The sequence below is a fragment of the Bradyrhizobium sp. 137 genome, assembly GCF_023074095.1.
Taxonomy (GTDB): Bacteria; Pseudomonadota; Alphaproteobacteria; order Rhizobiales; family Xanthobacteraceae; genus Bradyrhizobium.
This window is the reverse complement of record NZ_JADPKU010000063.1, coordinates 162,121-188,624: the sequence shown is the minus strand read 5'-3', so window position 1 is coordinate 188,624 and position 26,504 is coordinate 162,121. Positions and strand designations below refer to the sequence as shown.

26 protein-coding genes are annotated in these 26,504 nt (G+C 62.2%); 13 read left to right on the top strand and 13 right to left on the bottom strand.

Annotated features, from left to right (window positions below):
* Positions 1 to 4: 4 nt before the first annotated feature.
* The 5 genes from IVA78_RS20030 to IVA78_RS20010 form a co-directional block, all read right to left on the bottom strand.
* Positions 5 to 1,312 carry a GGDEF domain-containing protein gene (locus tag IVA78_RS20030; protein WP_247280778.1) on the bottom strand — a complete coding sequence of 436 codons (1,308 nt, stop codon included), beginning with the start codon at positions 1,310 to 1,312 and terminating at the stop codon, positions 5 to 7.
* A 245-nt stretch (positions 1,313 to 1,557) separates the two neighbouring features.
* Positions 1,558 to 2,862, bottom strand: coding sequence for a nicotinate phosphoribosyltransferase (gene pncB / locus IVA78_RS20025; RefSeq protein WP_247280777.1), 1,305 nt, complete (start codon positions 2,860 to 2,862; stop codon positions 1,558 to 1,560).
* A gap of 278 nt (positions 2,863 to 3,140) precedes the next feature.
* Positions 3,141 to 3,746 carry an NYN domain-containing protein gene (locus tag IVA78_RS20020; protein ID WP_247280857.1) on the bottom strand — a complete coding sequence of 202 codons (606 nt, stop codon included), beginning with the start codon at positions 3,744 to 3,746 and terminating at the stop codon, positions 3,141 to 3,143.
* A gap of 344 nt (positions 3,747 to 4,090) precedes the next feature.
* On the bottom strand, positions 4,091 to 6,241 hold the full coding sequence (locus IVA78_RS20015; protein ID WP_346275308.1) for an adenylate/guanylate cyclase domain-containing protein: 2,151 nt from the start codon (positions 6,239 to 6,241) through the stop codon (positions 4,091 to 4,093).
* Positions 6,242 to 6,261: 20 nt separating this feature from the next.
* Positions 6,262 to 6,930, bottom strand: coding sequence for a hypothetical protein (locus tag IVA78_RS20010; protein WP_247305260.1), 669 nt, complete (start codon positions 6,928 to 6,930; stop codon positions 6,262 to 6,264).
* Between the two features lie 333 nt (positions 6,931 to 7,263).
* Between IVA78_RS20010 and IVA78_RS20005 the strand changes: the two genes are divergently transcribed.
* The 3 genes from IVA78_RS20005 to IVA78_RS19995 all read left to right on the top strand — a co-directional run bounded on the left by IVA78_RS20005 (position 7,264) and on the right by IVA78_RS19995 (position 8,736).
* Positions 7,264 to 7,707: a hypothetical protein gene (locus tag IVA78_RS20005; RefSeq protein WP_247467306.1), complete on the top strand. Its 444-nt coding sequence runs from the start codon at positions 7,264 to 7,266 to the stop codon at positions 7,705 to 7,707.
* 163 nt (positions 7,708 to 7,870) lie between these two features.
* A complete protein-coding gene (locus IVA78_RS20000; RefSeq protein WP_249809053.1) occupies positions 7,871 to 8,155 on the top strand; it encodes a hypothetical protein in 285 nt (94 codons plus the stop codon).
* Between the two features lie 134 nt (positions 8,156 to 8,289).
* The gene (locus tag IVA78_RS19995; protein WP_247467299.1) at positions 8,290 to 8,736 is read left to right on the top strand and encodes a CHRD domain-containing protein; all 447 of its coding nucleotides are present in this window, start codon (positions 8,290 to 8,292) and stop codon (positions 8,734 to 8,736) included.
* Between the two features lie 51 nt (positions 8,737 to 8,787).
* Here the strand turns inward: IVA78_RS19995 and IVA78_RS19990 are convergent, their stop codons facing one another.
* The 3 genes from IVA78_RS19990 to IVA78_RS19980 form a co-directional block, all read right to left on the bottom strand.
* Entirely contained in the window at positions 8,788 to 9,153 is a 366-nt protein-coding gene (locus tag IVA78_RS19990) for a VanZ family protein (protein ID WP_247355393.1), read from the bottom strand.
* 72 nt (positions 9,154 to 9,225) lie between these two features.
* A complete protein-coding gene (locus IVA78_RS19985; protein ID WP_247467295.1) occupies positions 9,226 to 10,764 on the bottom strand; it encodes an EAL domain-containing protein in 1,539 nt (512 codons plus the stop codon).
* Between the two features lie 966 nt (positions 10,765 to 11,730).
* Positions 11,731 to 11,904, bottom strand: coding sequence for a hypothetical protein (locus tag IVA78_RS19980; protein WP_247467292.1), 174 nt, complete (start codon positions 11,902 to 11,904; stop codon positions 11,731 to 11,733).
* 1,181 nt (positions 11,905 to 13,085) lie between these two features.
* Here IVA78_RS19980 and IVA78_RS19975 point away from each other — a divergent pair.
* From IVA78_RS19975 to IVA78_RS19965, 3 genes are all read left to right on the top strand, one after another.
* Positions 13,086 to 13,223, top strand: a complete 138-nt coding sequence (locus IVA78_RS19975; protein ID WP_247467289.1) for a hypothetical protein — start codon at positions 13,086 to 13,088, stop codon at positions 13,221 to 13,223.
* Between the two features lie 40 nt (positions 13,224 to 13,263).
* On the top strand, positions 13,264 to 13,680 hold the full coding sequence (locus tag IVA78_RS19970) for a hypothetical protein (protein ID WP_247467286.1): 417 nt from the start codon (positions 13,264 to 13,266) through the stop codon (positions 13,678 to 13,680).
* Between the two features lie 296 nt (positions 13,681 to 13,976).
* Positions 13,977 to 14,255, top strand: coding sequence for a hypothetical protein (locus IVA78_RS19965; protein ID WP_247305282.1), 279 nt, complete (start codon positions 13,977 to 13,979; stop codon positions 14,253 to 14,255).
* 10 nt (positions 14,256 to 14,265) lie between these two features.
* Here the strand turns inward: IVA78_RS19965 and IVA78_RS19960 are convergent, their stop codons facing one another.
* Positions 14,266 to 15,477, bottom strand: a complete 1,212-nt coding sequence (locus IVA78_RS19960; protein WP_247467283.1) for a hypothetical protein — start codon at positions 15,475 to 15,477, stop codon at positions 14,266 to 14,268.
* Between the two features lie 181 nt (positions 15,478 to 15,658).
* Here IVA78_RS19960 and IVA78_RS19955 point away from each other — a divergent pair, with 181 nt between their 5' ends.
* Together IVA78_RS19955 and IVA78_RS19950 are read left to right on the top strand one after the other, a co-directional pair.
* Positions 15,659 to 15,907 carry a hypothetical protein gene (locus tag IVA78_RS19955; RefSeq protein ID WP_247467280.1) on the top strand — a complete coding sequence of 83 codons (249 nt, stop codon included), beginning with the start codon at positions 15,659 to 15,661 and terminating at the stop codon, positions 15,905 to 15,907.
* Between the two features lie 1,086 nt (positions 15,908 to 16,993).
* Positions 16,994 to 17,329, top strand: coding sequence for a hypothetical protein (locus IVA78_RS19950; protein ID WP_247467277.1), 336 nt, complete (start codon positions 16,994 to 16,996; stop codon positions 17,327 to 17,329).
* 47 nt (positions 17,330 to 17,376) lie between these two features.
* Here the strand turns inward: IVA78_RS19950 and IVA78_RS19945 are convergent, their stop codons facing one another.
* Both IVA78_RS19945 and IVA78_RS19940 read right to left on the bottom strand, forming a co-directional pair.
* Positions 17,377 to 17,970: a hypothetical protein gene (locus IVA78_RS19945; RefSeq protein WP_247467274.1), complete on the bottom strand. Its 594-nt coding sequence runs from the start codon at positions 17,968 to 17,970 to the stop codon at positions 17,377 to 17,379.
* A gap of 128 nt (positions 17,971 to 18,098) precedes the next feature.
* On the bottom strand, positions 18,099 to 18,836 hold the full coding sequence (locus IVA78_RS19940; protein ID WP_247355400.1) for a metallophosphoesterase family protein: 738 nt from the start codon (positions 18,834 to 18,836) through the stop codon (positions 18,099 to 18,101).
* A 194-nt stretch (positions 18,837 to 19,030) separates the two neighbouring features.
* On the opposite strand from IVA78_RS19940, the gene IVA78_RS19935 reads away from it, so the two are divergent.
* Positions 19,031 to 19,657: a transglutaminase-like cysteine peptidase gene (locus tag IVA78_RS19935; protein ID WP_247467270.1), complete on the top strand. Its 627-nt coding sequence runs from the start codon at positions 19,031 to 19,033 to the stop codon at positions 19,655 to 19,657.
* 11 nt (positions 19,658 to 19,668) lie between these two features.
* Here IVA78_RS19935 and IVA78_RS19930 read toward each other — a convergent pair whose 3' ends face one another.
* Together IVA78_RS19930 and IVA78_RS19925 are read right to left on the bottom strand one after the other, a co-directional pair.
* Complete coding sequence (locus IVA78_RS19930) at positions 19,669 to 20,940, bottom strand: hypothetical protein (RefSeq protein WP_247467266.1); 1,272 nt, start codon at positions 20,938 to 20,940, stop codon at positions 19,669 to 19,671.
* A gap of 141 nt (positions 20,941 to 21,081) precedes the next feature.
* Complete coding sequence (locus IVA78_RS19925; RefSeq protein ID WP_247305302.1) at positions 21,082 to 21,360, bottom strand: hypothetical protein; 279 nt, start codon at positions 21,358 to 21,360, stop codon at positions 21,082 to 21,084.
* Positions 21,361 to 22,043: 683 nt separating this feature from the next.
* Here IVA78_RS19925 and IVA78_RS19920 point away from each other — a divergent pair.
* The 4 genes from IVA78_RS19920 (at position 22,044) to IVA78_RS19905 (ending at position 26,267) form a co-directional block, all read left to right on the top strand.
* Complete coding sequence (locus IVA78_RS19920; protein ID WP_247277326.1) at positions 22,044 to 23,246, top strand: polysaccharide biosynthesis/export family protein; 1,203 nt, start codon at positions 22,044 to 22,046, stop codon at positions 23,244 to 23,246.
* A 194-nt stretch (positions 23,247 to 23,440) separates the two neighbouring features.
* Entirely contained in the window at positions 23,441 to 23,983 is a 543-nt protein-coding gene (locus tag IVA78_RS19915) for a hypothetical protein (RefSeq protein WP_247467263.1), read from the top strand.
* A 439-nt stretch (positions 23,984 to 24,422) separates the two neighbouring features.
* The gene (locus tag IVA78_RS19910; protein ID WP_247467261.1) at positions 24,423 to 25,511 is read left to right on the top strand and encodes an O-antigen ligase family protein; all 1,089 of its coding nucleotides are present in this window, start codon (positions 24,423 to 24,425) and stop codon (positions 25,509 to 25,511) included.
* Between the two features lie 141 nt (positions 25,512 to 25,652).
* Positions 25,653 to 26,267: a hypothetical protein gene (locus IVA78_RS19905; RefSeq protein ID WP_247467359.1), complete on the top strand. Its 615-nt coding sequence runs from the start codon at positions 25,653 to 25,655 to the stop codon at positions 26,265 to 26,267.
* The last annotated feature ends 237 nt before the right edge of the window (positions 26,268 to 26,504 follow it).

Here is a 26,504-nt window from a genome sequence, read left to right as displayed (position 1 = left end):
AGCGTCAAGCGCGCGCCGCTTCGCGCGGCCGGGCTGCCGCGACGACGACATCCGGCCTTACGCCGTCGACCTGAACCCGGTTGCGTCCCTTCTCTTTGGCACGGTAGCAGGCGGCATCCGCGCGCCGCATCGCATCCTCGAGCGTGGTGTTGCGGTCGGTGATGCAGGCGACGCCGATGCTGGCGGTCACCGCAAAGCAACGGTCGTCCCAGGCGAAATTGAACAGCTCGAACGATCGGCGCAGCCGTTCGGCGATATCGACGGCATTCGAGGGCGGGCACCGCGGCAGGATCAGGCCGAATTCGTCACCTCCGAGCCGGGCCACCAGATCATGGGCATGCCGGTCCTGTTGCAGGAGGCGCGAGACCTGGCAGAGCAGGCGATCGCCGGCAAGGTGACCGCAGGTATCGTTGACACTCTTGAACTGGTCGAGGTCGAGCAGGATCAGTCCCAGCGGACCCGCGGCGGCATTGTCCAACTCGCTCTGCAGGCTCGCCTCGAAGGCGCGGCGGTTGGACAGGCCGGTCAGCCAGTCGTGCGACGCCTGCCAGGCCAGGCGCTCTTTCTCGGCGTGCAAGGCCTCCTCGAATGCCTGTCGTTGCAGCACCAGCCGCCGCGTATGCCAGATCAGGAGCAGGATCAGCGTCGCGGCGGTGACGATGTTGATGCACGTCAGCGTCACCTTGATGGCACGAGAGCCTTCACCGAGGACAGTGGAGAACCGCTTGGCATGCACCGTGAATTGGGTATTGAGCTCCGAGAGCCGCGACGACAGGAATTGCAGGCGACCGTCGTTTTGAATGGGGCCGTTCTCCAACTCGGACCGGATGACCTCGCCGAACACGCTGAGCTCCAGCAGCATGGGATCGGTGGCAGCCCACTCCCGGATCGCTTCATGGAGGAAACTGACACGGTTGAAGTAGCGATACAGCCAGATCAGTCCCGGAACGTCATCGGGATGGTTGCCGCCCTGCAGAAAGCCGATGCGGGCGACCTCGACGTCGACCGGATCGCGTTCGAGCGCCCAGCGCGCGAATTGGTCGCCAATGGGAACGGCGAGCGCGGCCCGATATTGCGCGAACTGGCTGGCCTCGCCCGAATGCAGATAGCGATTGAGGAAGTAAACAGCATTCTTCTGCGAGCGCGACCACAACGCTTCGCCGGCGACATAGGCGCGGACCGAGGACATCACCTCGAGGCTGAATCCTGCGATTGCCGCCTGGAGCACGACGACCATGACGAAAGGCGAGACAAGCTTGATGACGTGAAGGAGACTGTGTCCCTTCGTCGACGTCGCTGTTCTACGAAACACCCTGCGTTCCCCAAATCGATCAACGATCCCAGCGGAGCGTTGGGCCTGCAACGCGAAGTAGAGCAGAATGTTGCTTAACTCGACCTGAAAACGCGAGCGACTGCACCCAGGGTGAAGGCGCTGTGAAGTGGATGCGCGCAGATCGCGTCAAATACTGGTCAATCGGAACTGGCGCGGCATCGGCGAACCAAAGCCTCATATTCATCGTGCGCGGTTTACCGGATCGAAAGAAGCCTGGTCCGCTGCTAGACCAGCACCGGCTTGCGCACGCGTCCGGCATCGCCGAACACGCGCAGGTAACGCTCGATCTCCGAGGGCAGGCCGGTCGCTTTCTCCGGATTGTCGGAGAGCTTGACGGCCGGATGTCCGTCGACGGACGAAACCTTGCAGACCAGCGAGATCGGATCGAGATTGAACGAGCCGTCCGGCGTGCAGCCGACGAAGTCGTTGGTGAGGTTAGTGCCCCAGCCGAACGAGAGCCGCACACGGCCAGCGAAGTGGTGATAGGTCTCCTCGATCGAGCCGACGTCCATCGCGTCGGAGAAGACGAGCAGCTTGTCCTTGGGATTGCGGCCCATCTTCTTCCACCACGCGATGATCTCTTCGCCGGCCTGGATCGGTGGCGCGCTATCGGGGCGGAAGCCGGTCCAGTCGGCGACCCATTCCGGCGCATCGCGCAGGAAAGCTTTCGTGCCAAAGGCGTCGGGCAGCGCAATCAGGAGGTTGCCGCCATAGGTCTGGCGCCACTGGTCGAGGATGCGATAGGGCGCCCAGCGCAATTCCTCGTCGTCCCTGGCGAGCGCGGCCGCGACCATCGGCAGCTCATGCGCGTTGGTGCCGATGGCTTCGAGATCGTTGTCCATCGCGAGCAGCACGTTGGAGGTGCCGATGAAGGACGAGCCGAGGCCTTCCTTCACCGCCTCCACACACCAGCGCTGCCAGAGGAAGCCGTGACGGCGGCGGGTGCCGAAATCGGACAACCGGAGGTTCTCCAGCTTGCGCAGCCGCTCCACCTTGGTCCACAGCTTGGCCTTGGCGCGGGCGTAGAGCACGTCGAGCTCGAAGCGGCCGCGGCCCTTCATCGCTGCGCGCGAGCGCAGCTCGTTGAGGATCGCGAGTGCCGGAATCTCCCACATCGTGGTGTGGGTCCAGGGGCCGTGGAAATGCAGCTCGTACTGGCCGTCGACCTTGCGCAGCTCGTATTCGGGCAGGCGGAATTCGGCCAGCCAGCGGATGAAGTCCGCCGAGAACATGTGGGTCTTGCCGTAGAAGGTGTTACCGGCAAGCCAGATCAGCTCCTTCTTGGTGAAGCGGATGGTGCGGGCATGGTCGAGCTGGGCGCGCAGCTCGCCCACGTCGATGATCTCGGCGAGACGCACATGGCGCGAGCGGTTGATGACCGAAAACGTCACCTGCTGATTCGGGTAATCCTCCCGAATCATCTGTAACATCAACAGCTTGTAGAAATCGGTATCGAGCAGGCTGCGGATGATGGGATCCAGCCGCCAGCTGTGATTGTAGGTTCGGCTCGCAATGTCGGTCACTGTCATGGCGCGATTTTAGCGTGGCTCCCCGTGCGCAACCAGTGGGTTTGGCGGGAATCAGGTTTTCGTGGGGTGGGGCCGGCTCAAGCGGCAGCCATCGCCGCGACAGTCTGGAGCTGGCTCGCCATGAACATCGGCAGCCGGCCAACCTTCGCGTGCGGGCGATGGCCGGCTTCGACGTCTTCAAGAAGAACTTTTGGACGTCCTGGTGACGCCGAGCACCAAGGGCGAACGCATCACGCTGGAAGGCAGGGTGCTCGACGGTGCCGGCGGCCGTCCCAGGATCATTCCACCCGGTCGCCCCGATCGATCGATCCGCGCGCGAGGAATTGCGGTGGCTGCCGAAGCTCGCGGGGCCGGTCGGCGGGATCGCGCCCCACTTTTGGTTTCAGGTCTGCCAAATCGAGGAATACGTCCGCCTGTCGGCGCAGGTCGTCGGCGACCATGGGCGGCTGAGTGGAGAGCGTGGAGACGACCGTCACGCGGACACCGCCGCGTTGCAGGGCTTCCACGAGGGAACGAAAGTCCCCATCGCCCGAGAACAATACGATCTGATCGACGTGTTCGGCGAGCTCCATCGCACTCACGGCGAGCTCGACATCCATGCAGCCCTTCACCTTGCGGCGGCCGGTGGTGGCGTCGACGAACTCCTTGGCGAGCTTGGTGATGACGGTGTACCCATTATAATCGAGCCAATCGATCAACGGGCGGATTGACGAAAACTCCTGATCCTCGATGACGGTCGTGTAGTAAAAGGCGCGCAACAGTGCACCTCGGCTTTGAAATTCGCTGAGCAACCGCCTGAAATCGATGTCGAAGCCGAGCGCTTTGGAGGTGGCATACAGATTGGAGCCATCGATAAAGAGTGCGATCTTCTCAAGAGAAGACATTGTGCACAAATCTCCAGTTTCGCAAAAAGCTGGCGATGGCTTGCTGAAAAAAGCGGCGCAGACGACCGGACAGGGGTGGCCGTCTTGCGCCAAGGTCAGGGAGGTTTCATGCCACCAGCGCCAGGGCGCCGAATGCAGTCACGCTAAGGCGCGAGCATTCCGTACTCAATTGTACTGAGGTAAACGGCCTCTATCCAAAGGATAGGACACCATATACGAAGGTAAGTGGCCGTGCCGGCCAACAAAGGCCGAGGTCGTCAGACTTCCTCCCCATCCGCGCCTCCCGGAGCTGCCGGTTTAGGGTGGCACGCGTTTACCCTGCCCTGGAGGGAGGCGATCAACTGCTACTTCCCCTCCAGCATATTGACCGGTCTCCAATCCGACGCGGGCGGATTCGCGATTAGCATTCTGGCGCGTTTGGCGAATAGCGCCGACGACGGATCGATCTTCGCCGCGCTCTCGAACGCTTCGGCCGCCTTCACAAAATCCCTGGCCCGCCAGCAGGCCAACCCCTCCGCATACACCGCGGCCACCTTCGCCTGCTCGGCGCTCGCCGCGCCTCTCTCCGCCAGCGGCTCGAACACCCTGACCGCCTCGCCGCGTCCCAACACCCTGATCGCATCGAGCTCGCGCCAGGCGAAGGTGTCACCGGTCTGCGCCATCGTGGTTTCGGAGGCCATGATCGCGGTGCCGTAATATTTGTTGGCGCCCTCGAGCCGCGAGGCAACGTTCACGGTGTCGCTCATCACGGTGTAGTTGAAGCGGCGGCGCGAGCCGATGTTGCCGACCACGGCTTCGCCGCTGTTGAGGCCGATGCGATGCGACAGGCCGTGGCCCGCAAAGGCGGCATTGTTGGCGTTGAGCTCTGCGAGCTTCTCGTGGCATTTCAGCGCGGCACGCACCGCATTGCGCGCATGTGCGACGTCGTCGGCCGGGGCGCCGAACATGGCGACGATGGAATCGCCGATATATTTGTCGACGTAGCCGCCATGGCCCTCGATGATGTCGGTCATGGCGGACAGATATTCGTTCATCAGGGTCACAAGCTCGCCAGGTGTCATCGTCTCCGCGATCGCTGAGAAGCCGCTGAGGTCGGAGAAGAACATGGTGACGTTGCGCATCTCGCCGCCGAGCGCCGGCATCTTGCCGGATGCAACCATGGTGTCGATCACTTCAGGCGCGAGATAGAACGCAAAGCTCTTGCGCAGGAAGCGCTCGTCGCGATCAGCCAGCACGAAGCGGTAGCCGATCATCATCGCGAGCGCGGCAAGACTTGCGAGCGCAGGCTCGGTCAGCGGCAGTGCCAGTGCGCGAACGAACGCACCGACAGCCATGGCGGCGTAAACGGCGGTGAGGCCGAGCCAGGCGATCAGGGCGCCGCTCGGTGCAAGCACGCAGGCGGCGCAAGCGATGACGAGCGCGAACAGGATTGTGAGGATGCTCCGCGCGGGAAAGCCGAGCTCGGTCACGGCGTCGCGTTCGATCAAGTTGCGAACGACGGTGGCGTGCACGAAGACGCCGGCGACATCGCTGCGGGGGCGTTGCGCGCCACGCTCCGGCGCGGGCAGGGCGCATCGCGCCGCCGGCGTGCCGTCATATCCGCCAGACAAGCGCATCGAGGTGAGCTTACGGTCCTCGAAATTCAGGACCGTGCCGAGCAGCACGACCTTGCCGTCGAAGGCGCGGCGAAAGAAATCGCGATCGCCCTTCTCGACACAGGCGCGCAGGTCGGCGAAGGAGAAGGTCGGAACGTCGCGTCCCAGCCCGCGAAAGTTGAGTGTGATTGTATTCGGCATCGCGCTCGGGATCGCATAGCCGGACAACTCGGTCGCGCCGGACGGCGCAATCTCAGGCTTTGCGCCAAGCGCACGCGCAGCCAGCTCGACCGCCATCGCGGGGACAGGCTTGCCCTCGATGGCAAAGCTCAATGGCATGCGCCGGATCACGTCGTCGGGATCAGTGTGTACGTTGAGCGCGCGGATGGTGTTGCGCACGGCCACTTGCTGTGCGCGATAGGGCACTTCCAGGTGGTCGTTGTTCAGGATTTCGCCGAGCACCAGTTTGCCGCTGTCGGAGATTTGCCGCAGGGCGATCAGATAGTCCCGATCAAAGCCCTTCATGCGGGTGCCGAGCGGCGCGTCGCCGAAGGGAATCTCGGACTGCTCGATCGAGCTCGGAAAGATGACGTCGAAGCCGATGACCTTGGCGCCGCCCTCGGTGATGCTGCCGAGCACCCGTCCAATCTCACGCGTCCAGGTTTGCGTCGGCGATCCCTTGAAGGGCGGCGTGTCGTAGGTTTCCGCATCGATCGCCACTACAACGACCGGCGACATTGCAGGATCGCGGCGCTCATCGGTCAGCTTGCCGCGCAACGCGGTGAGAATGTCGAGCGACAGGCCTTGCAGCGTCTGAAGCGGCGGAGACGTGACGATCGCGCCCGCGAGGAGCGCAATCAGCATCGCCGCAACAATGTCCCGCCTGCCGATCCGCCGCATCGCGGCCTCGCTAGGTCCGTCTATTCGAGCCGCAGCAGGCGGCCGATAACCGGGGTAGGCGATGCCGTCGCGCCGGCGTCGACTTGGAAGGCGTAACGCTTGGCGCCGAGAATGGCGAGATAGCTGCCGCCCGGGGTCAGTGACTTTCCGGCCCTGGCAAAGTCATAGAATTTGCCGCGGATCATGACGTCGTTCTTGAGCGGCACGCTGATCGTGGGTTCCTTGCCGTCGGTGCGCTCGATCACGAGCGTGCTGCCGCTCTTGGCCTGGACCAGCGGCGCGACGCCATAGATCGTCGGCAGCTTGGACGGAGCCCCCTTGGCATCGGACCGCACGGTCCGGAAGGTGGTCGCGGCACTCTGGTTGGCCTCGCGTTCGGAGAGCTGCGCCGCCTTGGTATCGCAGGGCACCTTGGCGCGCTGAACGTCGCCGAGCTGTACGGTGCTCTGTTCAGTGCCGACCAGGACGACGCCTTCGCTGATTGTTTCGCGCAAGCAGGATTTCAGATAGCTGAGGGTAACGCTGGTCTTGGGCCCGAGCTTGATGATCTTGCCCGGCGCCACATAGTCCATGAACTCGACGCCGTCGACCTTGCCTTGCACATCCTCGACAATCGCGGCGGGTGTCTCCGCCAGGGCGGGGGCCGCAATACAGAACGCGCCGACAAGGGCGCCGATCAGGCTTTTCATGGGAATTCTCATCCAATTCGACGATGCTCTACCGGTCCCCGTCCCGGTCCGATGCTTAGCAGCGGGGCGCCCAGGCAAGTGTGACCAGAATCACTCTTTGATATTGGTGCACTTTATCAGGAACAGGTTCAAATCGGCGACCGAGTATCAAGCCATGGGCACGATGGCGTAGAACTGTTTTGACGTCGCTGCCGGCTTTGCATCGCGGCCGGCAGAAATTTGATCGATCGACTTTGCAGCGTGTTAACCGTGGCGGAATGCTCGCCGCGCCAGCCATTGTCGCGCCCCACAGGTTCGTTGCAAATACGGGTGAAAATCACGACGGATGTTCCCATGCTGAAAGAAGGCAAATACGCGGCGTGGTTCAGAACCGCACAAGCGCAAGGCACCGGTATCGTGCATCTGGCCCAGGGCCGGATTTCGGGCAGTGACAGCTTCTTCACCTATGGCGGCTCCTATCAATTCGATGACGACCAGCGTTTCACGGCCGTTCTGACCACGCGCCGGCATGCCGACGGCCCGCCGACCGTGTTCGGGCGTGACGAGGTCGAAGTCTATCTCTCCGGCGTCTTCAGCGGCGCTATGGCGACCTGCTCCGGAACGGCGAAAGGAGCGCCCGACGTGAAATTCGAGGCGACGCTGATCTACAGTCAGGAAGATGCCCCGGCTGCCGATGTCAGGAGCGCGGTCGTGAAGCTCAATGCCGACAAGCTGCCCAAGGGGCCCGACAGCCGTTCCCGGCCGCGGCATCCGTTCGCGGCGGGCCCGCCCAGGTGAAAGCCAAATCGACGATCATCCGCTCAGCTCGACGGGTGCCCGCCGCGATGATTAGCATTGCATTGACACTATTGTTTCGAAATCACGCCGCGGCCGCGCTGCAGCAACCCTGCCTTTAGACGCGAGAATTAGCCTCGCGGCCGATCAAGTGTGGTGGAAGAACATGCCTCAAATCTGGATAACATACGACGAGCTCGGTGCTCTTTGCGGCTGCGGCGCAATGGAGGCCAGGGAGCGTGCCATCCATTTGTCGCTCGATCGCCGCAAGAGTCGCGACGGGACGACGCGCGTCAAACTCGATCTGGCGCTGACGGCCAAGTTCTTTGCAGCCGTTCGTGAGGCGGATTTCGATCTGGATTGCGCCATTGAGGCGCTGCACAACACCCATCGGCAGATGGCCGAACTCCTGGCTCCCACCCAGCTCCACAACAGGCGTGGAGCGGCCTGAGCCTCCGCGTGTTCCGGCCTACGCCGAAGGCTAATTCCCGCGTTCGTCCCGAATCAGCATAAGCTCTGTGGCGGAATTTACGGCTGTCGTCGGTGTTCACTGCCGATGGGTCGCGAAGTCCGCAGGAGGGATGCATGAGCAAAGCCGGGCGTCGGCCGTCGGTGGCACTGTTGGGAACGCTTGCGCTCATTGGAAGCGTCATTGCGACGAGCGGGACGGCAAACGCGGAAGTCGTGAAGCTGCAAGCCGAGCTCAAGGGAAGCAATGAAGTGCCCCCGAACAGCTCGACCGGATCGGGCAAGGCAGAAGCCATCTACGACAGTGAAACGAAAGTTCTGACTTACACCGTCACCTATGCCGGGCTTACGGGACCGGCAATGGGCGCGCATTTCCATGGCCCCGGCGAAGCCGGCAAGAACGCCGGCATTGTCTTGCCGTTCAAGACAGTGCAAAGCCCAATCCAAGGCAGTGCCACGCTCACCGACGCGCAGGCGGCAGATCTATTGGCCGGAAAATGGTACGCAAACATCCATACGGCCGCGAACCCGGGCGGTGAATTGCGCGGCCAGATGATGAAGTAAGGACCGGTTGTGCGTCCGACCGGTCATCTTGCTGAAGCGATACCGGTTGCTTCAGGACGGCGGTCTGGGCAAGAACGCCAGGATCATTTGGGCGAGCATGACGCCGACGGTGCCGCCTGCCGCCTTCTGGAGCACGTCGAGAAAGCCCGGATCCCGATCGGGTATCAACGCTTGCATCAGCTCCAGCCCCATCGCGACCGCGATCACGAGCGACCAAGCCAAACCGAGCCGTCCTGGCAGCAAGAAGGAAAGAAGGAAGCCGAGCAGCCCATAGGCACTGAAGCGCTCGATCACGACGACCCAGTACGCCTCGTGATGGCCCAGGAGCGCGGGTCTTCCTGCCAGCTTCGCCAGCGTGGCGTAGACGATGAGGGCAAGGCAGATGCTCGCGGCTGCAATGAGATGGTTTCTGCGCATGGCACCAGCATAGCCGGTCGGTTGCCGGTCTGGCTCGAAAGCAGAAAATATCGTTAAAAGCTCGCGCCGCCGTTACGCCACCAAAGCCGTATCATCTGACACCGCCGCGCCTGATTGCACCGCGCGCCGGCACTCGACGAGCTCACTAAACTTGGCGAACGGAAGCGGAGGTGCCACGAGATAACCCTGACCCTCTTCCACGCCGGATGCGACCAGCGCGCGGAGCTGCTCCTCCGTCTCAATGCCTTCCGCGACCACGGTCATATGGAGGTCCCTCGCGAGCGCCACCAGCATTTCCACGATCGTCGTCGTCGACGCGTCCACGGTGATCGTGTCCACGAAGAACTTGTCGATCTTGATCGTGTCGGCGCCGAGGCCTTTCAATCGGGACAATCCGCTATGGCCGACGCCGACGTCGTCGATGGCGACGCGGAAGCCATGGTCTCGTAGCTCGGCGACAACCGCCGCGGCGCGCGCAAGATCGTCGAGCTCGTCGCGCTCGGTGACTTCGACCACGATTTGGCGCGCGGAGACCCTGGCCGTCAGGACCGTGCGACGCAGCGTTTCGACGAAGCCGGCACTCAGCAGGTGCTTGGGCACGACATTCAGGGACAGCTTGAAGGTCTTGTCCGTCCTCAGCATTGGCTGCAGGTCGGACAGCGCCGATCTCAGGATCTGCCAGGTCATCGCCTGGATGCGTCCACTGGATTCGGCGAGCGGAATGAAGTTCATCGGCGGGACGACCGAGCCGTCTCGGCGCACCCAGCGCGCCAAAACCTCGCAGCCTGTGATCCGGCCCGCCCTGAGCTCGAAGATGGGTTGGTAGTATGGCTTGAATTCGCCAGCTGCCAATCCGCGATCGAGATCGGCGACCGGCCCTTCCATCCGGCGGCTGCGTGCCAGCAGGATGCCGAAGAGTGTGCCAAGGCCAAGGGCGACTGCGAGCGCCGGCCAATAAGCCTCGCTGTTCCAGCTCGAGAGGACCGCGTGCTCGACCCGGATCGTGGCATCAAGCGGCAAGCGCGTGGAATGCCGCTCGAAGCTGATTGGTCTCACCAGCGGCCTGTCGGCATCGAGCAGGAATTCGCCGAGCTTCTCGCCATTGCTCAAGCTGAGGATCACCTCGCTGTGCGCGCGCAACTCGGCGGGCATGATGTCGAACAGGCTGGCATTGATGCCGACGATGGCGACAAGGGCGGAGCTGTCATTGATATCCCTGAGCACGCCCAGGGCGTCGCCGCCGAACTGCTCCACGCGGAACAGCGACAGCGCCTTGTCGCGCGAGGGCAGCATGTCATGGCGACCCGCCCATCCCTTGTCGAACTCGAGCGTCTCGGAATAGGCCGAGCAGATCACCGAGCCATCCGGTTTGACGAGGCGGACGTCCTTAATCGCCGAGCGCTGGTAGACGTGGAGGCGGATGGCTTGCAACGCCGCGGGCTCGCAGCTGGCGAGATTGCGTTTTGGGAGCTCGTCCAGGCTGGCCGCGGCAAAATCGACGGCCAATTCGGAGCGGCGCAGCACGACCTCGGTCAACTCGTTCAGCTGATGCGCGTGCTGGTGGCGAATGACGGCGTCCACAGCGAAATGCCCGGACAAGGCGAACGCCATCGTGCTCGCAAGCACGAGCGCCGCAAACGGGAGGGTCGGTCGCAGTCGTTTCATCCGGGTCAGGCGAAATGAGGCGAGGCTTGGAGAATTGATCCTAGCCAGCGGGGGCTAAGATAGAGTTTAACGGGCGGACCCCGGGGGCCTACCCGAGTGATGGCTGGCCGATGGTCTCGCGGCGCAAGCATTAGAAACGAGCATGGAAAGTTGAGCAGTATGATCAGGACGTTAAGCATCCTTCTCCTGGCGCTAATTGTCGGGAGCTCTGCGGCTTCGGCACAGGGAACCAAAGACAGGCCATCGGGCACGCAGCCCACTTCGGCGACCCGCAGCGGCACTGGAACGAATTCCGGTTCGGACAGCATGGGTGGCGCGTTCAAAGGAGCCGGGACGCCCAATTACGGGACCAGCTCCGGGATGGGCTCCCAGAAGAAGACCAACAACTAAGGCGTGATCCGGAAAAGTGCGAAGCGGTTTTCCGAAAAGATCATGCTCAAACGATAACCTAAGCGCGATAACGATTGGTCCTGATCTCATCGCGCTTTAGGTTGAACGAGCCGAACGGACCCCTCGGGCGAGATCTTCTATCGCCGATCACCGCCCGAGGCGATGGCGCAGAGGAATCACGTCGGGACAAGGTGAGCTGGGCCTGTGGGTGGGGGCGTGGCCGGATGGCGGGGGGTCCGGAGCCGAAGCACCACGAAGGCGATATTGATCGCCAGCCAAATCAACATCGCGGAAATGGCCAAGTTGAGCACTGCCAGGCCTCGCTGTGAAGTCTGGCATCAACAGCCGAGCGTTGGTTTGGTTCCGCCCGCCGGGATGAAGCTATGGCCGCGTCGAAGGCGTGTTGCGGCGCTGTCGAGGATGGGATCACCTGTTCGGCTCGCCCGCGACGTCGTTCGCGCGCGCCGCACCGCGGGGAGGTCGGCTGCGAGGCGCAAGGCGAGCGCTGCCGCGCTTCCGCGGCTAAGACTTCTTGCCCCCTTTCGACTTCAACGAAAGACCGAGTCGCAACGCCATGCGCTTGATCGCATCAGGCGAGCGCCCGAGAACTTTCGCGGCCTCTTGCAGCGAAGCCGACGACTTGGCCAGCTCCATGAGCCGGCGGTCTTCCTTGAACGACCAGGGCTTGCGCGCCATAACCGAAATGATCCTCTCGTCGACACAAGGACAAAGCCGCCAAGCGACCCACGTTCGCTCGACGGCTTTGCTTGGGTGGGGCCGGGCTTGGGGGAGCCCGGTGCGAAGATGGATAAGCGAAATGCGAGATTTCGCAACAAACAACGCGGATTAAGCTAACTGCTCAACCTTACCGGGATGAAGTTGGTGCATGACGCTCCGTATAACCACGGAGGTTTCGTCAGTGTCTGCAATCGCCAGCAGCCGCGTGCGAAAAAATTGTCGGAAGCGACGTCATCACGCAGAGTACAGACACGCTCGACCACCGGTGCGCGTCGCTCAGGCGCTTGCCTAGGTGAACAGGGGTTAGCATCGCCGGCGGGATCCGCTCTTGAACAATGAGAGATTTCGTCATCCTCCCGGCCCTAGGTTTTCCCGCGACGACCAAACTCCGAGCACCACGTTGCACAAACTTCATGTTCGTCTGACAAAAGTTTCAGCGCCGATGATCTTGAAGTCGTCACGACATCACGTTGAAATGGACCGGGAGGAGCGTTCCGAAAACCGGGAACATTCCACATGCTTGCAATTCTGGTTTTGATGTCGATTTTTGCAGCTGGCTTTTGCTGCGGCTATGGTGTGCGGGCGTGGCGCTCGCGCAAGCGATCAGCGCGATATCGTCTCTATGCGCCCTACACGCCGGCCTCGATGAGAGTCAGGCCAAGCGAGCGTCCATCGTGATGGCAACACCAGGGGCGCGACGTTTCGGTTGGAGTTGATGTTGTGGCAACGTCGAATAACCATGTGCAGTTAGGTTAACGTGGCGCGGTCCTTGAGCGCCTCGGAAAGGCAACTTAAGACGGATCAGTTCATGGCGAAAGTTTAGTCATCTCGATTTTTCGCGGCTCGCAGGGTAGGCGTAGATGGCGTATTTGATTGTGTTGCTGGGCGCGACTTGCGTCCTCATTTTGGTCGCGTTTGTTCGTAGCTTTGATCGTCGGCTGAAAGATCTTCCAGGGCCTTGGATCATGAATGAGGGCCATTCGAGATGATTGATCAAAGGCGCAATGCGCCCCGTAGGTATTTCGTCGACGCACAAGGGCGTCGTGTCCTGATCGGCCTTTCGCTGCAGCAAACTGCGGAGTTCGAAGCGCTGGATCTTTCGCCGAACAATACGGTGCAATTCGCGTCTGAGATTTTGCGTGAGCGAAGCAGCCGCCGCTGCGGCCGAAGTTCGCTGGCTTGAGCTCTATTCCAGGCACGAAGGAGCCTGGCGGGCATGGATCGAACAAAGCCAGGCGGAGCGGGCGCAAGATTTAGGGTTTGTTAACTATGTCTGACCGATGGTAGCCGCCTGATCTCGAATGTGGGATGGCCCAAATGTTTCAGCTGTTCCTGAGAGCGCGCGCGCACAATCTTCTCGGCTCCCGCCGCGAGGACAAGGGTTTTAAGGCGCGCTCTGTCGAGCGTGATGCGGAGACCGACCGCGTGCGGATCGGTGCCGTCCTGGCGGCGATTGAAACAGCATTGCAGGAGGCGGAGCGGGAGCAGGCCGGCCTCAACCGGCGTGTTGATGATGCCCTCGCGCGTGCGTCCGTCACCTTCGGAAATGGCACCGATGAATATCTCGAGCGAGAGCCGCTCGACAATTATCATCAGGATCTCTTCGCGGCCGACATCTCGAATGGCCAGCGACGGCTCAAGGAATTGGCAAGCAGCATTGCTCACTTGAAGTTCGTCAAGACCGCAATGCTCACGCGCTTTCCGGATTTCAAGCCGCCGCAGCTCAACAGCTAAAGCGAGATGAGCTTTGGTTGACTCGGTGCGAGCCGAGGAGGGCACCTCTCCCGTAGGCAGAGGTGAACCATCGGCGTCGGGGCCCTTGAAACTGCTTCCGCGCGCTCCATCCTCATCCTGGGGAGCCCGCCCAAAGCGGGCGTCTCGAAGGGTGGCAGCGGGAAACACTCTCAAATGCATAGCCCTGCGCCGAGTAGGTACGGCCGCGTGACAATTCGGCACCGCTTTGCCGTTTGGTGGTGCGATCCTTTTTGCTATGGTCCCGGCAAGCATCCACGAATTGAAGGAGCGAAGAGGTGCCGGTCAAGAATTTGCGGACGTTGATTGGATTGGCGGGTGCTTTGACACTGGCCGCGCCGGCGACGGCTTCGGCCATCACTGCCGAGGTGGCGCGCGCATGCGATGCGGCGCTGGCCAAGGCCTTTCCGCCTAGACAAATCGGCAACCCCGCGGCGGGGAGCACCAAGGGAACGGCAAAGGAGAAGCGCGAATATTTCCAAAAATGCGTCGCCAACAACGGCAAGGTCGACGACATGCCGCCGGACGCGCCAAAGGACAACAAGCCGGCCAAATAAGAACAGGTGGCTACGGCTGGCGTCGGGGCGGCGGACAGGGCGAGTAGAACGCGCCGTTCGTTGCATTGATACGTTCGACGCATTGATTGGGATCAGTGACCGTTCCGGCCACCGTGAAGTCGTAGCCCATGCCCTTGACCACCACGACGTAGCGGCCGGGGGCGAGCGTAAAGCCGTCTTGCTCTGGTTGGAGCAACAGCATTCTCGGCTGGTCTTCGACCGGGCCTACCTTGTAGGGGTAGGACATGCTACGAATGACCCAGGAATCGCCGGCGCTGACCATCGCGGCTTTCCCGGTGGCATCGACGCCCATCGCGCGGGAGACTTTCGCGACCACCCGAACTTCGGTCCCGCTTGGATCGACACCCCCGTCGGGCCTGAACACGATGAATTTGACATCGCCGTCCGTCAATGTGGTCGCGCTCGGCGTGTTGATGGCTGCCGAGATCGCGACGCGCCGGTCCGGAATCTTTCCGGGCACCGGCTTGAGCTCATGGAGCTGGCCCTCGCTCAAGGCGTAGACGCCGAAGGTCGTCGGCAAAGGCATCGACGGTTGTGCAGCTTGCGCCGGCTCCTTTGGGCTTTCCGGCCGGCGTTCACCGGTCTCGCCCACCGCGGGAGTCGGGATGGCGGTCGGCTGAGGCTCCGAGCTTTTCGGTGAGCGCACCGACGGCAGCGCCATCTGCGACAATTCGGTCACTTGTGTCCTCAGACGCGGCCAATAGGCGGCACCGGCACCGGCGCCGGCAATGAGCAGGAGGATGGCCGTCGATCGAACGAGAGATTTATAGGCGCCGCTTCGTTTGAGTTGGTCCAGCGATCTTGGCAGTGCCGCAGGTCCGCGTGGCGTTTCCGCGGCCTTCGGAGCGGCCGGTGAAGCCAAAGCAGGCGGCGGCGGAATGGGCGGGGGAACAGGGGCATTGGCCGGCGGAGAATTCGCCACGACGGTGGCGGCAGTCTTTGCCGGCGAGGACGGCTCGCTTTGGTCAAAGGACCGTTCGACCTCCCGGATGGCGCGTTCGAGGACCTGTTGGAGCGCTCGTGCTTCCCGCGCATCGGCCTCGGTGAATTGTTCCAGCAGCTTGATGCGGGCCAATTCGTAAACGACATCCCGCATCTGCCGAGGGTCGTCGGAGATTTCGCGGATCCGCCCTGATAACAGGCGGACAAGTCCAGCCTTGATCTCGTGCGCGTTGGCTGCAGTGTCACCCGGCTCGGTCATTAAGGCCGATCAACTAACCCGGATACAGCTGTTTCGCTAGGCCTTTTCACCGCGGATCCTTCGGCTACGGTGGCTCGCTCCGATGGATCCGACCTGCAAAGGTCCGTCGCGACCATCTCGAATAGCTTGCTTTTGGGCAGAAACCTGTGACATTTCGCCCAGCTCCTCTTTCCGGTGTTTGATGATGCGCAGCATTTTGATGGCAATCAGTTTCTTGGCCCTTCTGGTTCAGCCCGCTTTGGCGCAAGGCGTGAAGGATCAGGCCAACACCACCAGTTCCAGCATCATCACAACGCCGACCAAAAAGGCGCAAACCAGCCAGGCCGCGTCCCGGCCTACCGCGGTCCGAAATGTGACGGGGAGCCTTCCTGCCGGAAGGGCGGCCCAAGGCGTCTGGAGGGATGGCAAGCTGATTGCCGTGCCTCGGTGAAGGCAATGCAAGCAACCGTGAAGGAACGGTGTTCGCCTCCCTGACGTTCCTGCTCGGGAGATGTCGCACATGAAACGCTTAGTCTCGATCATATTCGCGCTTGTCGTGCCGGCCGCCGGCTGGGCCCAGGGCGTCAACGATCCCTCGACGCCCAATCGCAATGTGATCATCGTCAACCCACCGCAGCCGTCGCCCTCCACGGCGACGCGAAATATTCCGAGCCGAATCGAGCCCCCCGTGACGAGCGGCTCTGCCCGGCCCTATTACGGGAACAGAACTCGGGGCAGCGACTCGAGCAGGCGGTAATTGTGTTGGCGGCCCGGCTGGGGAGCGGAAAGCTCGCCCTGTGTTGTCCAGTTGGAGAGATTGAGCCTTAGCTCTTTCCAAAAGGCAAAGAAGAAGCCTCACAGGCGCTCGGACCGGGTAAGAGGTTGTCCTCGTCGGCAGTAAGGGGCCGTTGGGAGCGAGAAGCCGAATGCAGACAAAGGTGGCATTAAAGCCCAATCAGCGATACCGGCATTGACGGGCATAGCGACGCATTGGCCAGTTCCGGTCTCGTTCTCAGCTCTTGCGCGTTCCGGTGAGCGCCCGCCGATCAAATGATAGGATCCTTCGATCTATGCGCGGCTGCGGAGCTGTTTGAGCAGAATGTCACCTCTTCAAGCAGTTCGCGCAGGCGTTGAGTGTTGCCAGTTCGAGTTTCTTGCCACTCGATGCGGTCTGAGGCAGTCCACAGAAGAGACTCTCGCTCGAAGCGATATCTCTCCGACCTGTCCGCTTCATACTAGTATGGATGAATTGCGGGTATTCGATCTGGCCTGCCGCCGGGCGTCCCGAACCACGTGCTGAAATCCCTGCGAACTAAAGTGGAAAGTCTGCCCGCGAACTGGCTTTCTTGCTACCTGCGAAGGTACAGACTGAAGAGCTGAAGATAGCGAAATGGCCAATGGTCGTCCTTATCGTTCTGCCTGGAGTTATCAATTGCGAACAGGTCGGCGTGATCACGAGGGAAAATGGTTTGGGGCGCCGTCTCGGGCGGTCATAATTGTTGCCGGTGCGCTCGGTCTTGGTTTCGCCAGCCCCTCGTTGTGTGTCGCCCAGAGCGAACCGGAGCTCTCACTCAACGACTATCTTCCGCCGAGCGAGCCGGAAGTCACGCGCGATGAATGGCATCAGCGGATCGAGGACGCGCGGCGCCGGGCAAAGGAGGTCTCGCGCGAGCGGCGGGAGCATCCCGAGCTCTACAAGCCGATTCCCGAAGATCCGGACCTTGTCGCGACCGAACGTCTCTTGCGCGACGAGAGCCTGCAACGCGGCGACATCGTCGCGACCAAGAAGGGCATGTTCGTCTACCAGGGCCGATCCGACCAACCGCGCCGCGATCAGGATTTTGTGCCGGTCAACCCGAAATCGGTGCGCTGAGAACTCGCTGCAGCCCAAGGAGCGATGGCAACGAAGCTCATACAGGTTCAGTATCGCCGCATAATTTCGTTGAATTTGGGATCGGTCACTTTCGTGGTCTCCAGCAGCAGCGACTTGCCTTGCGGCGTTGCCTGCACATAGGCCGCGATCAGCAGTGGCTCGTAACGAGAGCGATTGGCCAGAGCCGACCGGATGTCGGATTGCGCCAGCAGCTTGATCTCTTCATCGGTCGCGGCCGCGCTCGACGTGACAATCTGGACGCGAGAGAGGGCAACGTCGATCGGCACCGATCCGGTCAAGTAGGACATTTTCACTGCAGGCGTTACCGCCTCGCCGGCCTGTGCCTGCAGCGTGCCGAGCGTGAGCCATAGCGCAGGCCTGATCGGTGAGACTTTCAAGGCGGCTACGACCGCGCCTTGAGCTGCCTTGTTTTCGCTGGCCCGTCCGCCCGCTTCGGTTGACGGACGGTGAAGAACGTCAGCGGCGATCGCTGCCGCATAATTCGCCAGCAGATCGCCATCCCATGAAAAAGATGCCAGGCCGCCGGCGGCCGCCAGCTTGGCCTTGTCGGGCGGGATCTCGCCCGAGAACAAATCGCTGGCGCGAAAGTTCGGCCGTATCAGATCGCCGTAGAACGCCATGCCGGCGTGAAGCGCCAGCGCGGTTGCGGTGCAGATGCCGACGACGCGAAGCAGGATGATGCGGTTCATGATGGAATTGACGAGCCGGTGAGGGCGAGCGAACGACGGGACCGAGATCCAGCCAGAGCCTAAATTGCGAGCAGACTATCGCCTTGGATCGTTAGCAGCGTCAAGTTTCCGGTCGCGTAGGCGCCGGTGTCGATGTTGATGCGGTTAGGACGGATATCGGGCGCGCCGACCGGCGTATGACCGTGGACGATATATTTGCCGAAGCGGTCTTCGCAGTTCAGGAATTCCTCGCGGATCCAGAGCAGGTCCTCGTCCTTCTGACGATCGAGCGCGACGCCCGGCTTGACGCCGGCATGCACGAAAAAGAAGTCGCCGCAGGTGAAGGACGAGGGCAATTGCTGGAGGAAGGACAAGTGCTCCAGCGGGAGCGCGCGTTTCAGTCGCTCGATCAGTTCGACCTGCTGTTCCGCGGACGGATTCATGGTCGGCGTGATGCCGTAGGAAACCAGCGTCAAGAGGCCGCCATAGTGGCGCCACTCCTGCAAGCGGGCGGGATCCTTGAGCACCTCGAGCAGGAAGACTTCGTGATTGCCCTTCAGACAAACCGTCTCGTGAGATTTCGAGCGCGCGATCAACAGATCAAGAACGCCGCGTGAGTCCGGGCCACGGTCGACATAGTCGCCGAGAAAGACCTGAATGGCGCGTTGGGGGGCCGAGCGGGCAAGGTCGGCATCGATGACGGTTAACAGCGATTGAAGCAAATCGGCGCGGCCGTGCACATCGCCGATCGCATAGACGCGAACACCATCGGGAAGCCGAGGCTTGGTCTTCTTTCGAAAGCGTGAGGAAAGGTCCATCAGGTCGGTCGAATCGCATCCAGCGCCACGAGCGGAACGTCGTGACCGCTCTTAGCAGAACCAGTCACACATCGACATTCTTAATTGTTTGCAACCAACGCGCACGCATTTTGATTAAAGGATCGCTTGGCCTTTGAGCCGTATTTCAAGAGGTCTCGCGTAGCGTCCTTTCCTACAAGAAGGGGGAGCGCGATATGCGCAAAGTTGTAAAGTTCCTGGCGGCCGTGGCCGCCGTCGTCGTTGCTGGCGGGGTGCAGCAGAGCGCGGAAGCCGCCTTCGTGGGCGCGCCGTTGGGGCTGCGAGGTGCCATCCAATACATCAAATTCGACCAGCCGACGCTGGCGCCGATGGCGTTCACCATCTTTTGCCTGAAGTACAAGGATGAGTGCAGGCCGCGGCCGCAGCAGATCGTATTCCGCGGCGGCCGTCTGAAGCTCACGCCGGAGCGGCTGGCGCAGATGCAAGAGGTCAACCAGCGGGTCAATACCGCCATCCGTCCCGAGGCCAATCTGGAAGGGCTGCGGGCCGAGAAATGGCTACTGCATCCGGCGAGCGGCGACTGCAACGATTACGCGGTGACAAAGCGCCACGATTTGATCGCCAAAGGCTTTCCGGCGCGCGCGGTGCTGCTCAGCGAGGTCGTGACCACCTGGGGCGAGCATCATCTCGTGGTCGTGGTGCGCACCTTCTCCGGCGATCTCGTGCTGGACAATCTCTCCGGCCACATCCTGCCGTGGTCGAAGAAGCCTTATCGTTGGGTCCGCATTCAATCGCCCAAGAACCCGAATTACTGGGCGTCACTCGGGGATCGCGCTGTCTGATGACCGGCGCTCTATCGTGATGAAGATTGGCTGACGCTCTGCGACAGCCCCAGTCCCACGATCACCGAAAGACACAGGATTGCTGCCGGGCGCAGCAGTCCCGGACCGGCGAAGCTCTGGACGAGTGCAAAGAGAACGCAGGCCGCGCTCGCCGCCGGGAAGAACGAGTCGCGCCCGCGCTGGAGCGCGCCGAAGAACAGGCGCACCAGAGCGATCAGGCTTACTGCCATCATGGCGGTCAAACCGATCCCTCCCGTAACCGCAAAGGCGGCGATGGCCGCCGAGGGTGCGGTCAAAGTCGTGCCAGTCTCGCTCTGATAGATTCTGGCGACGGCCGAAAACGTCCCTGCGCCCGCGCCGAACCAGCGTGTGTCGGCCAACATCCTCTCGAGGGCGGCCTTCGTCTCGCCGCCTGCGGCTGGGACGAGCCGCATGAGGATAGGTCCAGAGCTCTTCTCGAAGAGGAAGCTCAATACGATGGTCGCGCCGATCAGAGCTGCTGCCGACAATGCGCCGGCGGCCAATGGCGAGAGATCGAGCCTGCGGATGATGAGGATCAGCAGCATCAGTACAACCCCAAAGGCCGCTGCGATCGCGCTGTTCGTTCCGGAAAACCCAAAGATCGCGGCTGCGCTGACCAGGGCCCCGACAAGGCCGCAAAGGCCGATCGCGACCGAGCGAAGGACCGAGTGCCGCGTTTCGGCCCGTTCAGCAGCAAGCTGCATGACGGCTAAATTGAGCATGAGACCGAGGCCGGCCAAAGTCGTCGTGAAGCCAGCGGGCGCGGCTGCCGCAACGCTCGGCGACAGCCGATGCAAGTCCAAGGTCAAGGCGGACACCGCGGTCACTCCGCTCAGCACGAAGAGAACCAGTTCGGCACGGCCGCGGTTGCGGACCACCGGGATGGTGACGCCGAGCAACGAGACCGCCGCGAGTGCCAGCAGCAGCGCGTTCACCGTCAAGCCGGTATCGGCCGTGATCGGCCCGAGCGACAGGCCGCCGAGGACGTCGTGAGCGCTGGCCCAGATCGGATGCGCCCAGCTCAGCGGAAGAGGGACGAGTTGGGCGGCGATGCACAGCGGAATGGCAAGCAGGATCCACCGGCCCCAGGCGGTCGCGCGAACATAGTGCTCGTAGTCGGCCTTTCGCGTGCTTAAGGCGGCCGCCAGCAAGCTCAGCGCTGCGGCCATCATCCCGAGTTGCGCACCGATCCTGGCGCCGGCAATTTCGAGAGCGGAAGCTGAGACGATTGAAACGATGAGGGCAAAATAAGCGAAGGACAAACGGCGCGCTCGAAGGGAATCCTGAAACGGTCAGATCACCATACAAGCCGGCGGTGCGTTTTCAAACGGAGGTCTGCCGGGAGAACAGCCTGACCTTCGGCCTTTCGTGCCCCGCGAAGGTCCAGCGCAGTGTGAGTCGGCTTAATCAGCGGGCAGTGTTGACGGGCGGGCGAACACGCGGCCGGCCCGCGCCGCAGCAAGGCCAAAGCGCGCTCCTGATCCAAAGAGGTAGCCGCCCTGGAGGGCGATGACGGCGAACACCACGTCTTTCAGGCTCTCAACCACGGTGAGATCGACCATCAAGCCGACCGGAATGGCGGCGAGCACCATGACGAAGGTCAGCGGCAGGACTACCAGGACGCGAAAGCGCTGGCCCAGCACGGCACCTACGAGAAAGCTGAAAATCAAAAACGCGGTCATCCGAAACACTCTCCGTGCTCCGGACCCTAGGTTTTCCCCCTAAAAAGACCCTTAAGTTGTATGGCTAAATTTGGTCTATTGGCTGCCGGGGCGGGAAGGGCCGGATCAAGGCCACCAGCACGTCGATCTTGCCCTTCGGCGCACATCAGACGATCAAGCCGGCGAAGTCCGGATCCGACTGGATCGTGTCCGCGGTCTTCATGATCGCAGCGAAGCTCTCGCCGTCCTTCGCTCCTTGTGTCCGGGTGAATTTCCAGAGGGAAGCAGGGGCAGGGGCTACCGCAACAACCGGTGCGCCGTGGCAGGAGAGCCCCACGCTGCCAGGACATGGGGCGGCAGTGCCCCATGGGCGATCGGCGGCGCCAAGGAGGGAACCCTGCCAAACAGCGGGATCAGAAGAAGACTGGACACGGGGATTCCTCCTCTCAATGGCCCAGCCTTAGCAGACCCCCGCGAGGTCAAGAAGCCTTACGCTCGACACATCGAGCCCTCGACTTCGGCGGTTTGCTCGCCGACGGGCACACGAAATACAACAAATAGTCACAAAGGGTTAAACCAAGCCCCAAAGAGTGTCCCGCACGCAACACTAGCCGACCGATCGCTCCGTTAACCACCCGGAGCCCTTGTCGCACCGCCCCCTAGGCCGTACCAATTTATGTCACTTGGGGACTCGGGCGCGATTCATGTCATCTATTGCCAAGACTTATGTATTGAAGCCGGCATTTCTGGCGGCCGCTCTAGCGCTGGGGGCGTGTTCGACCAATCCCGGCTCCGGTCCGCTGACGGACGACGTTAACAACAAGATCCAGACTGAAAACGCGCCGGCCTACGAGTTGGTGCCACTCAATCCGGCCACGGTGAAGATCCTGCACACCCATGAGCCCAAGGGACTCGCGGGCGCCTTCACGGACAAGCGGCCGCCGGCCAGCATCGTGTTCGGCGTCGGCGACATCGTCAGCGTTACCATCTTCGAAGCCGCCGCAGGCGGTCTGTTCATCCCGGCGGAAGCCGGCGTCCGTCCGGGTAACTTCGTAACGATTCCTGATCAATCCGTCGACAATGACGGGTTCATTACCGTGCCTTATGCCGGCCAGGTCAAGGCGGCCGGCCTTACGGCGGTGCAAATCCAGCGGGCTATCGTCGAGAAGATCTCCAATCGCGCGATCGAGCCGCAGGTTGTCGTTGCGATGTCGTCGCAGCGTACCCAGCTCATCAGCGTGCTGGGCGAAGTCAACACGCCAGTCCGTTTTCCAGCGAGCGCGGCGGGTGCGAAGGATCGCGTGCTTGACGCGATCACCCGCGCCGGCGGCATCAGGGGCCAGGGCTTCGAGACCTGGGTCATGCTGGAGCGCGGCGGACGGCGGGCAACCGTGCCGTTCGAGAATCTCGTGATGGCGCCCGAGAACAATATCTATGTTCGGCCGGACGACAGCATCTATGTCTATCGTGAGCAGCAGAAGTTCCTGGCGTTCGGTGCCAGCGGCCAGAGCGGCGAGTTCAACTTCGATGCCTGGCGCATCAACCTCGGCGAAGCCGTCGGCAAGGCCGGTGGTCTTTTGGATGGCCAAGCCGATCCGGCTGCCGTGTATCTCTATCGCCGCGAGCCGCGCGAGGTTGCAGCTCAGCTCGGCATCGACGTCAGCAAGTACACGTCGGAGACGGTCCCGGTCATCTTCAACGTGAACTTCCGCGATCCCGGTGGCTTCTTCCTCGCCACCAAGGTCATGATGAAGAATGGCGACATCATCTACGTCTCGAACTCGCGCAACGTCGAAGTTGCCAAGTTCCTGAACTACCTGCGCGTGATCATGGCGACCGGCAACGATGCCGTGAATCTCTCGAACAATGCGCTGATCTTCCGCAACAACGTCAAGCTGGCGCCGTAAGACGCCGACTTGATCGACCAAAGCGATGGCACCGGGGCCTTGTCCCGGTGCCATTTTCGTTTAGCGATCCAATCGGTACTGTTCGGGCTATGGATCAAGGCACAACCAGGCAAGGCGCGCCGGTCTTCGGTCATCCCGCAGTGTCGCGAGGCCTCATGCGCTTTGGATGGCGACCATTCCGGGGTTTTCTGACCGTGGCCATCGCCGGCCCCGCTCTGCTTGACGAAGCTTGCGGCGCGGCTGGAGAGCTCGGTGTTCGCCACCGGATCGACGTGGTTGTCTCCGCCGAGCCCGATGCGCCGATCTTTCGGCGCTTGAAGGGCACCAAGGGCGAGCTCTCGTTCACGGTTCGCTTGTCAGCAAATTCCAAGGAGAGCCGGTTCTTCGGGATGCTGCACCCGTCGTTCCCGGATATCGTTGTCCCCGATGTTGCCAACAAGCCGTTGGCCCAGCAGACCAAGCTGTGGGAGGAGGAGGTCTGTCATCAGCGGCGTGGGCTGCCGAAGGTGACGGTGACCCAGCTCGGCGGCCATTTTGGCAAGGGGGAGGGACGGATCGAGATTTCCGCCGTCAGCCGGCATATCGGCGTCCCGGTCCCGCCCGATGAATTAACCCCTGGAATAAAACTCGATCCGGGGCGTGACAATCTTGGGCTATTCTACGCCTTTCGGGCGCAGAGCCGGAACAGCCGCCTCAACGTTGATGTGAAGATCTATCCGATCGATTGTTTCCTCTAAAGCCAACAAAGCTTTCCCAGAACGATGCGCCTTTGGCCTCCCAATATGAGCTGGTCCAGGATTGGCTGGTCGTGGAGCCTGCCCGCGACTTTCATCCTGTTCTTCGTCGCCGCGGGCGCACCGTTTCCGTTCGGCTCGACCAACGATCTGTCGATCGCGTTCTGGTGCCTGTGCTTGGGAATCGCCGTGATCTTCGCGCCGACGCGTGAGCTGCGGGCGCCGCATCTGTGGCTGCTCGCCGGCATCGCCGTGATCGTCGCGGCTTACGCCTTCGTGCTGCATGAGCAGCTGTCCGATCATCCCTTCCTCGCGCCATTCCAGCCGATCTGGAAGCAGGCCGCGGATCTTCTCGGCGTGCCGATCGCCCCGTCCGCGTCCATCGTGAAAGAACGAGGCGTTCTTCGCGCTCGGCGCCCCGCTCGCCAACATCCTCGCCATCGTGCTCGGCATCACCGTCGGCGCCGATCGCGAGCGTGCGCGAAAATTGCTGTGGGTGATCGCGATCTCGGGCGCGGCTTACGCGCTCTACGGCGTGCTCTCGTTCCTGATCGAGCCGACCATGATCCTGTGGCGGGACAAGACGGCCTATCTCGGCAGCGTCACCGGCACCTTCATCAACCGCAACACGGCGGCGGCCTATTTCGGCTCCTGCGCGGTGATCTGGATGCTGCTGATTCTGGAGGACGTCCGCCGCCGGCTTCCTGAGCGGTACATCGAGTGGCGGCGTCTGTCCCTCGACTTGCGCGCGATTGCTCCAAAAGAAATCTTGCCGCAGCTCGCAAGCCTGCTGATCTGCCTCATGGCGATGTTCATGACGACCTCGCGGGCTGGTGTTGGTCTTTCGCTGCTGGCCATGATTGTTTCGACAACCGTCTTCCTCAGACGGGACCTGCCGCCGCGCACCGGCATATGGATCGCCCTGGGATCGGGAGTCGTAATTGCGCTTGGCCTGTTGCAACTTCTGGGCGGGCAGGTCTCCAGCCGCTTCGACAGCCAGGGCCTGGTCGATGAGGGCCGCGCCGAGGCCTGGAAATCGACGCTTCGAATTATCGCCGACAATCCCCTGTTCGGCACCGGCATGGGCACCTTCCAATGGGCCTTCCCGCCCTATCGCAGTCCCAACATCTCGATTCGCGGCATCTGGGATGCCGCGCATTCGACGCCGCTGGAGCTTGCCTCCGAGGTGGGCATTCCCATGGCGCTCTTGGTCGCGGTCGGCTGGGCGATCATGCTGCTCGTGCTGGCTCAGGGCGTGTTCGGGCGACGGCGCGACGCCATCATCCCGCTGGCGGCCACGGCCACCGCCACGCTGTCGCTGCTGCATTCGTGCCTCGACTTCACGCTCCAGGTGCCCGGCTACAGTGTTCCATTCTTTGCGCTTTTCGGAGCCGGTCTTGCGCAATCCTTCCCGACCCGGCAGGGCCGCTCGGCCGCGGATGCCCTCGCTACCGGCGGGCGAGGCGAGGCCCGTCAGACAACCGCTGACACAACCGCGCGGCGAATGCCTCCGCTTCATAAAAGTGTCTAGTTTTGAAGCAGTTGCGCTGTTTACGAAATCTTTAGAATAAATGGACAGCTCATTTCCCTTCGGATAGGTTCCGCGCTGCACAGCCATTTGCCCGGCGCCGAGGAAGCAAAGCGGGGCAGCTGATTTTTTGGAGGTCTATTTATGAGCGTTATCGAGATTGCGCTTCGCATGGCTGCCGCCGCGGCCCTCGCCGCGACGATCACCTCAGTCGCAAGCGCCGCCGTTTATCCGCCGCAGCGCCAGCTGCCGGCCCAAATCATTTCCGAGTTCAAGGCCGCCCCCAACAGTCTGCTACAGCAATATCCGACCGGCGCCCCGCAGCTGATCTCGCGCGTGCGCGACCTCGGCGCCTCCGATCCGACCACGCTCCCGGGCCTGATCGCGCTTCTGAAGGATCCCGCGACCACCAAGGACCAGATGCGCGCCATCGTGGCCGGTCTCGCGCAGGTCGCCCGCATGGCCGCGCAGACTGATCAGGCTTACGGCGCTGAGATCCAGGCCGCGATCGCCGGAACCGGCAACCCCGACGTGATTGCCGCCTATCAGGCCGCAACCGGCGATGTCCAGATCGCCGCGACCGGCGGCGGCGCTGGCGGCGGCACCGGCGCGGGCGGCCCGACCGGAACCAGCGGCTTTGCCACAGGTGGCAATGGCAGCATCGGCTTTACTTTCGGCAACAACACGACGGGCAACAATGGCACCAGCACCGGCGGCGGTGGCGTCGGCAGCGCCGCGAACAGCGTGAGCCCGCGCTGACCGGTCCGGCCCTGTGGCCCATACATGAGACATCACGACAGCGGCGCCATCGGGCGCCGCTATGCGTTTGCGCCGTTAAGCTTCACATGAAATGTCGCGCGACCGGCGCTGTGCACTGCGCCAATCGCGTTCAATTGAAGATGAATAATGTGCTAGTCTCTCGCGCGGCGCGGGCTGGCATCGGGTTTGCTCCGGATGCAGCCAGGCTGTTGCAGATTTCCAATCCTCAAAGACGCA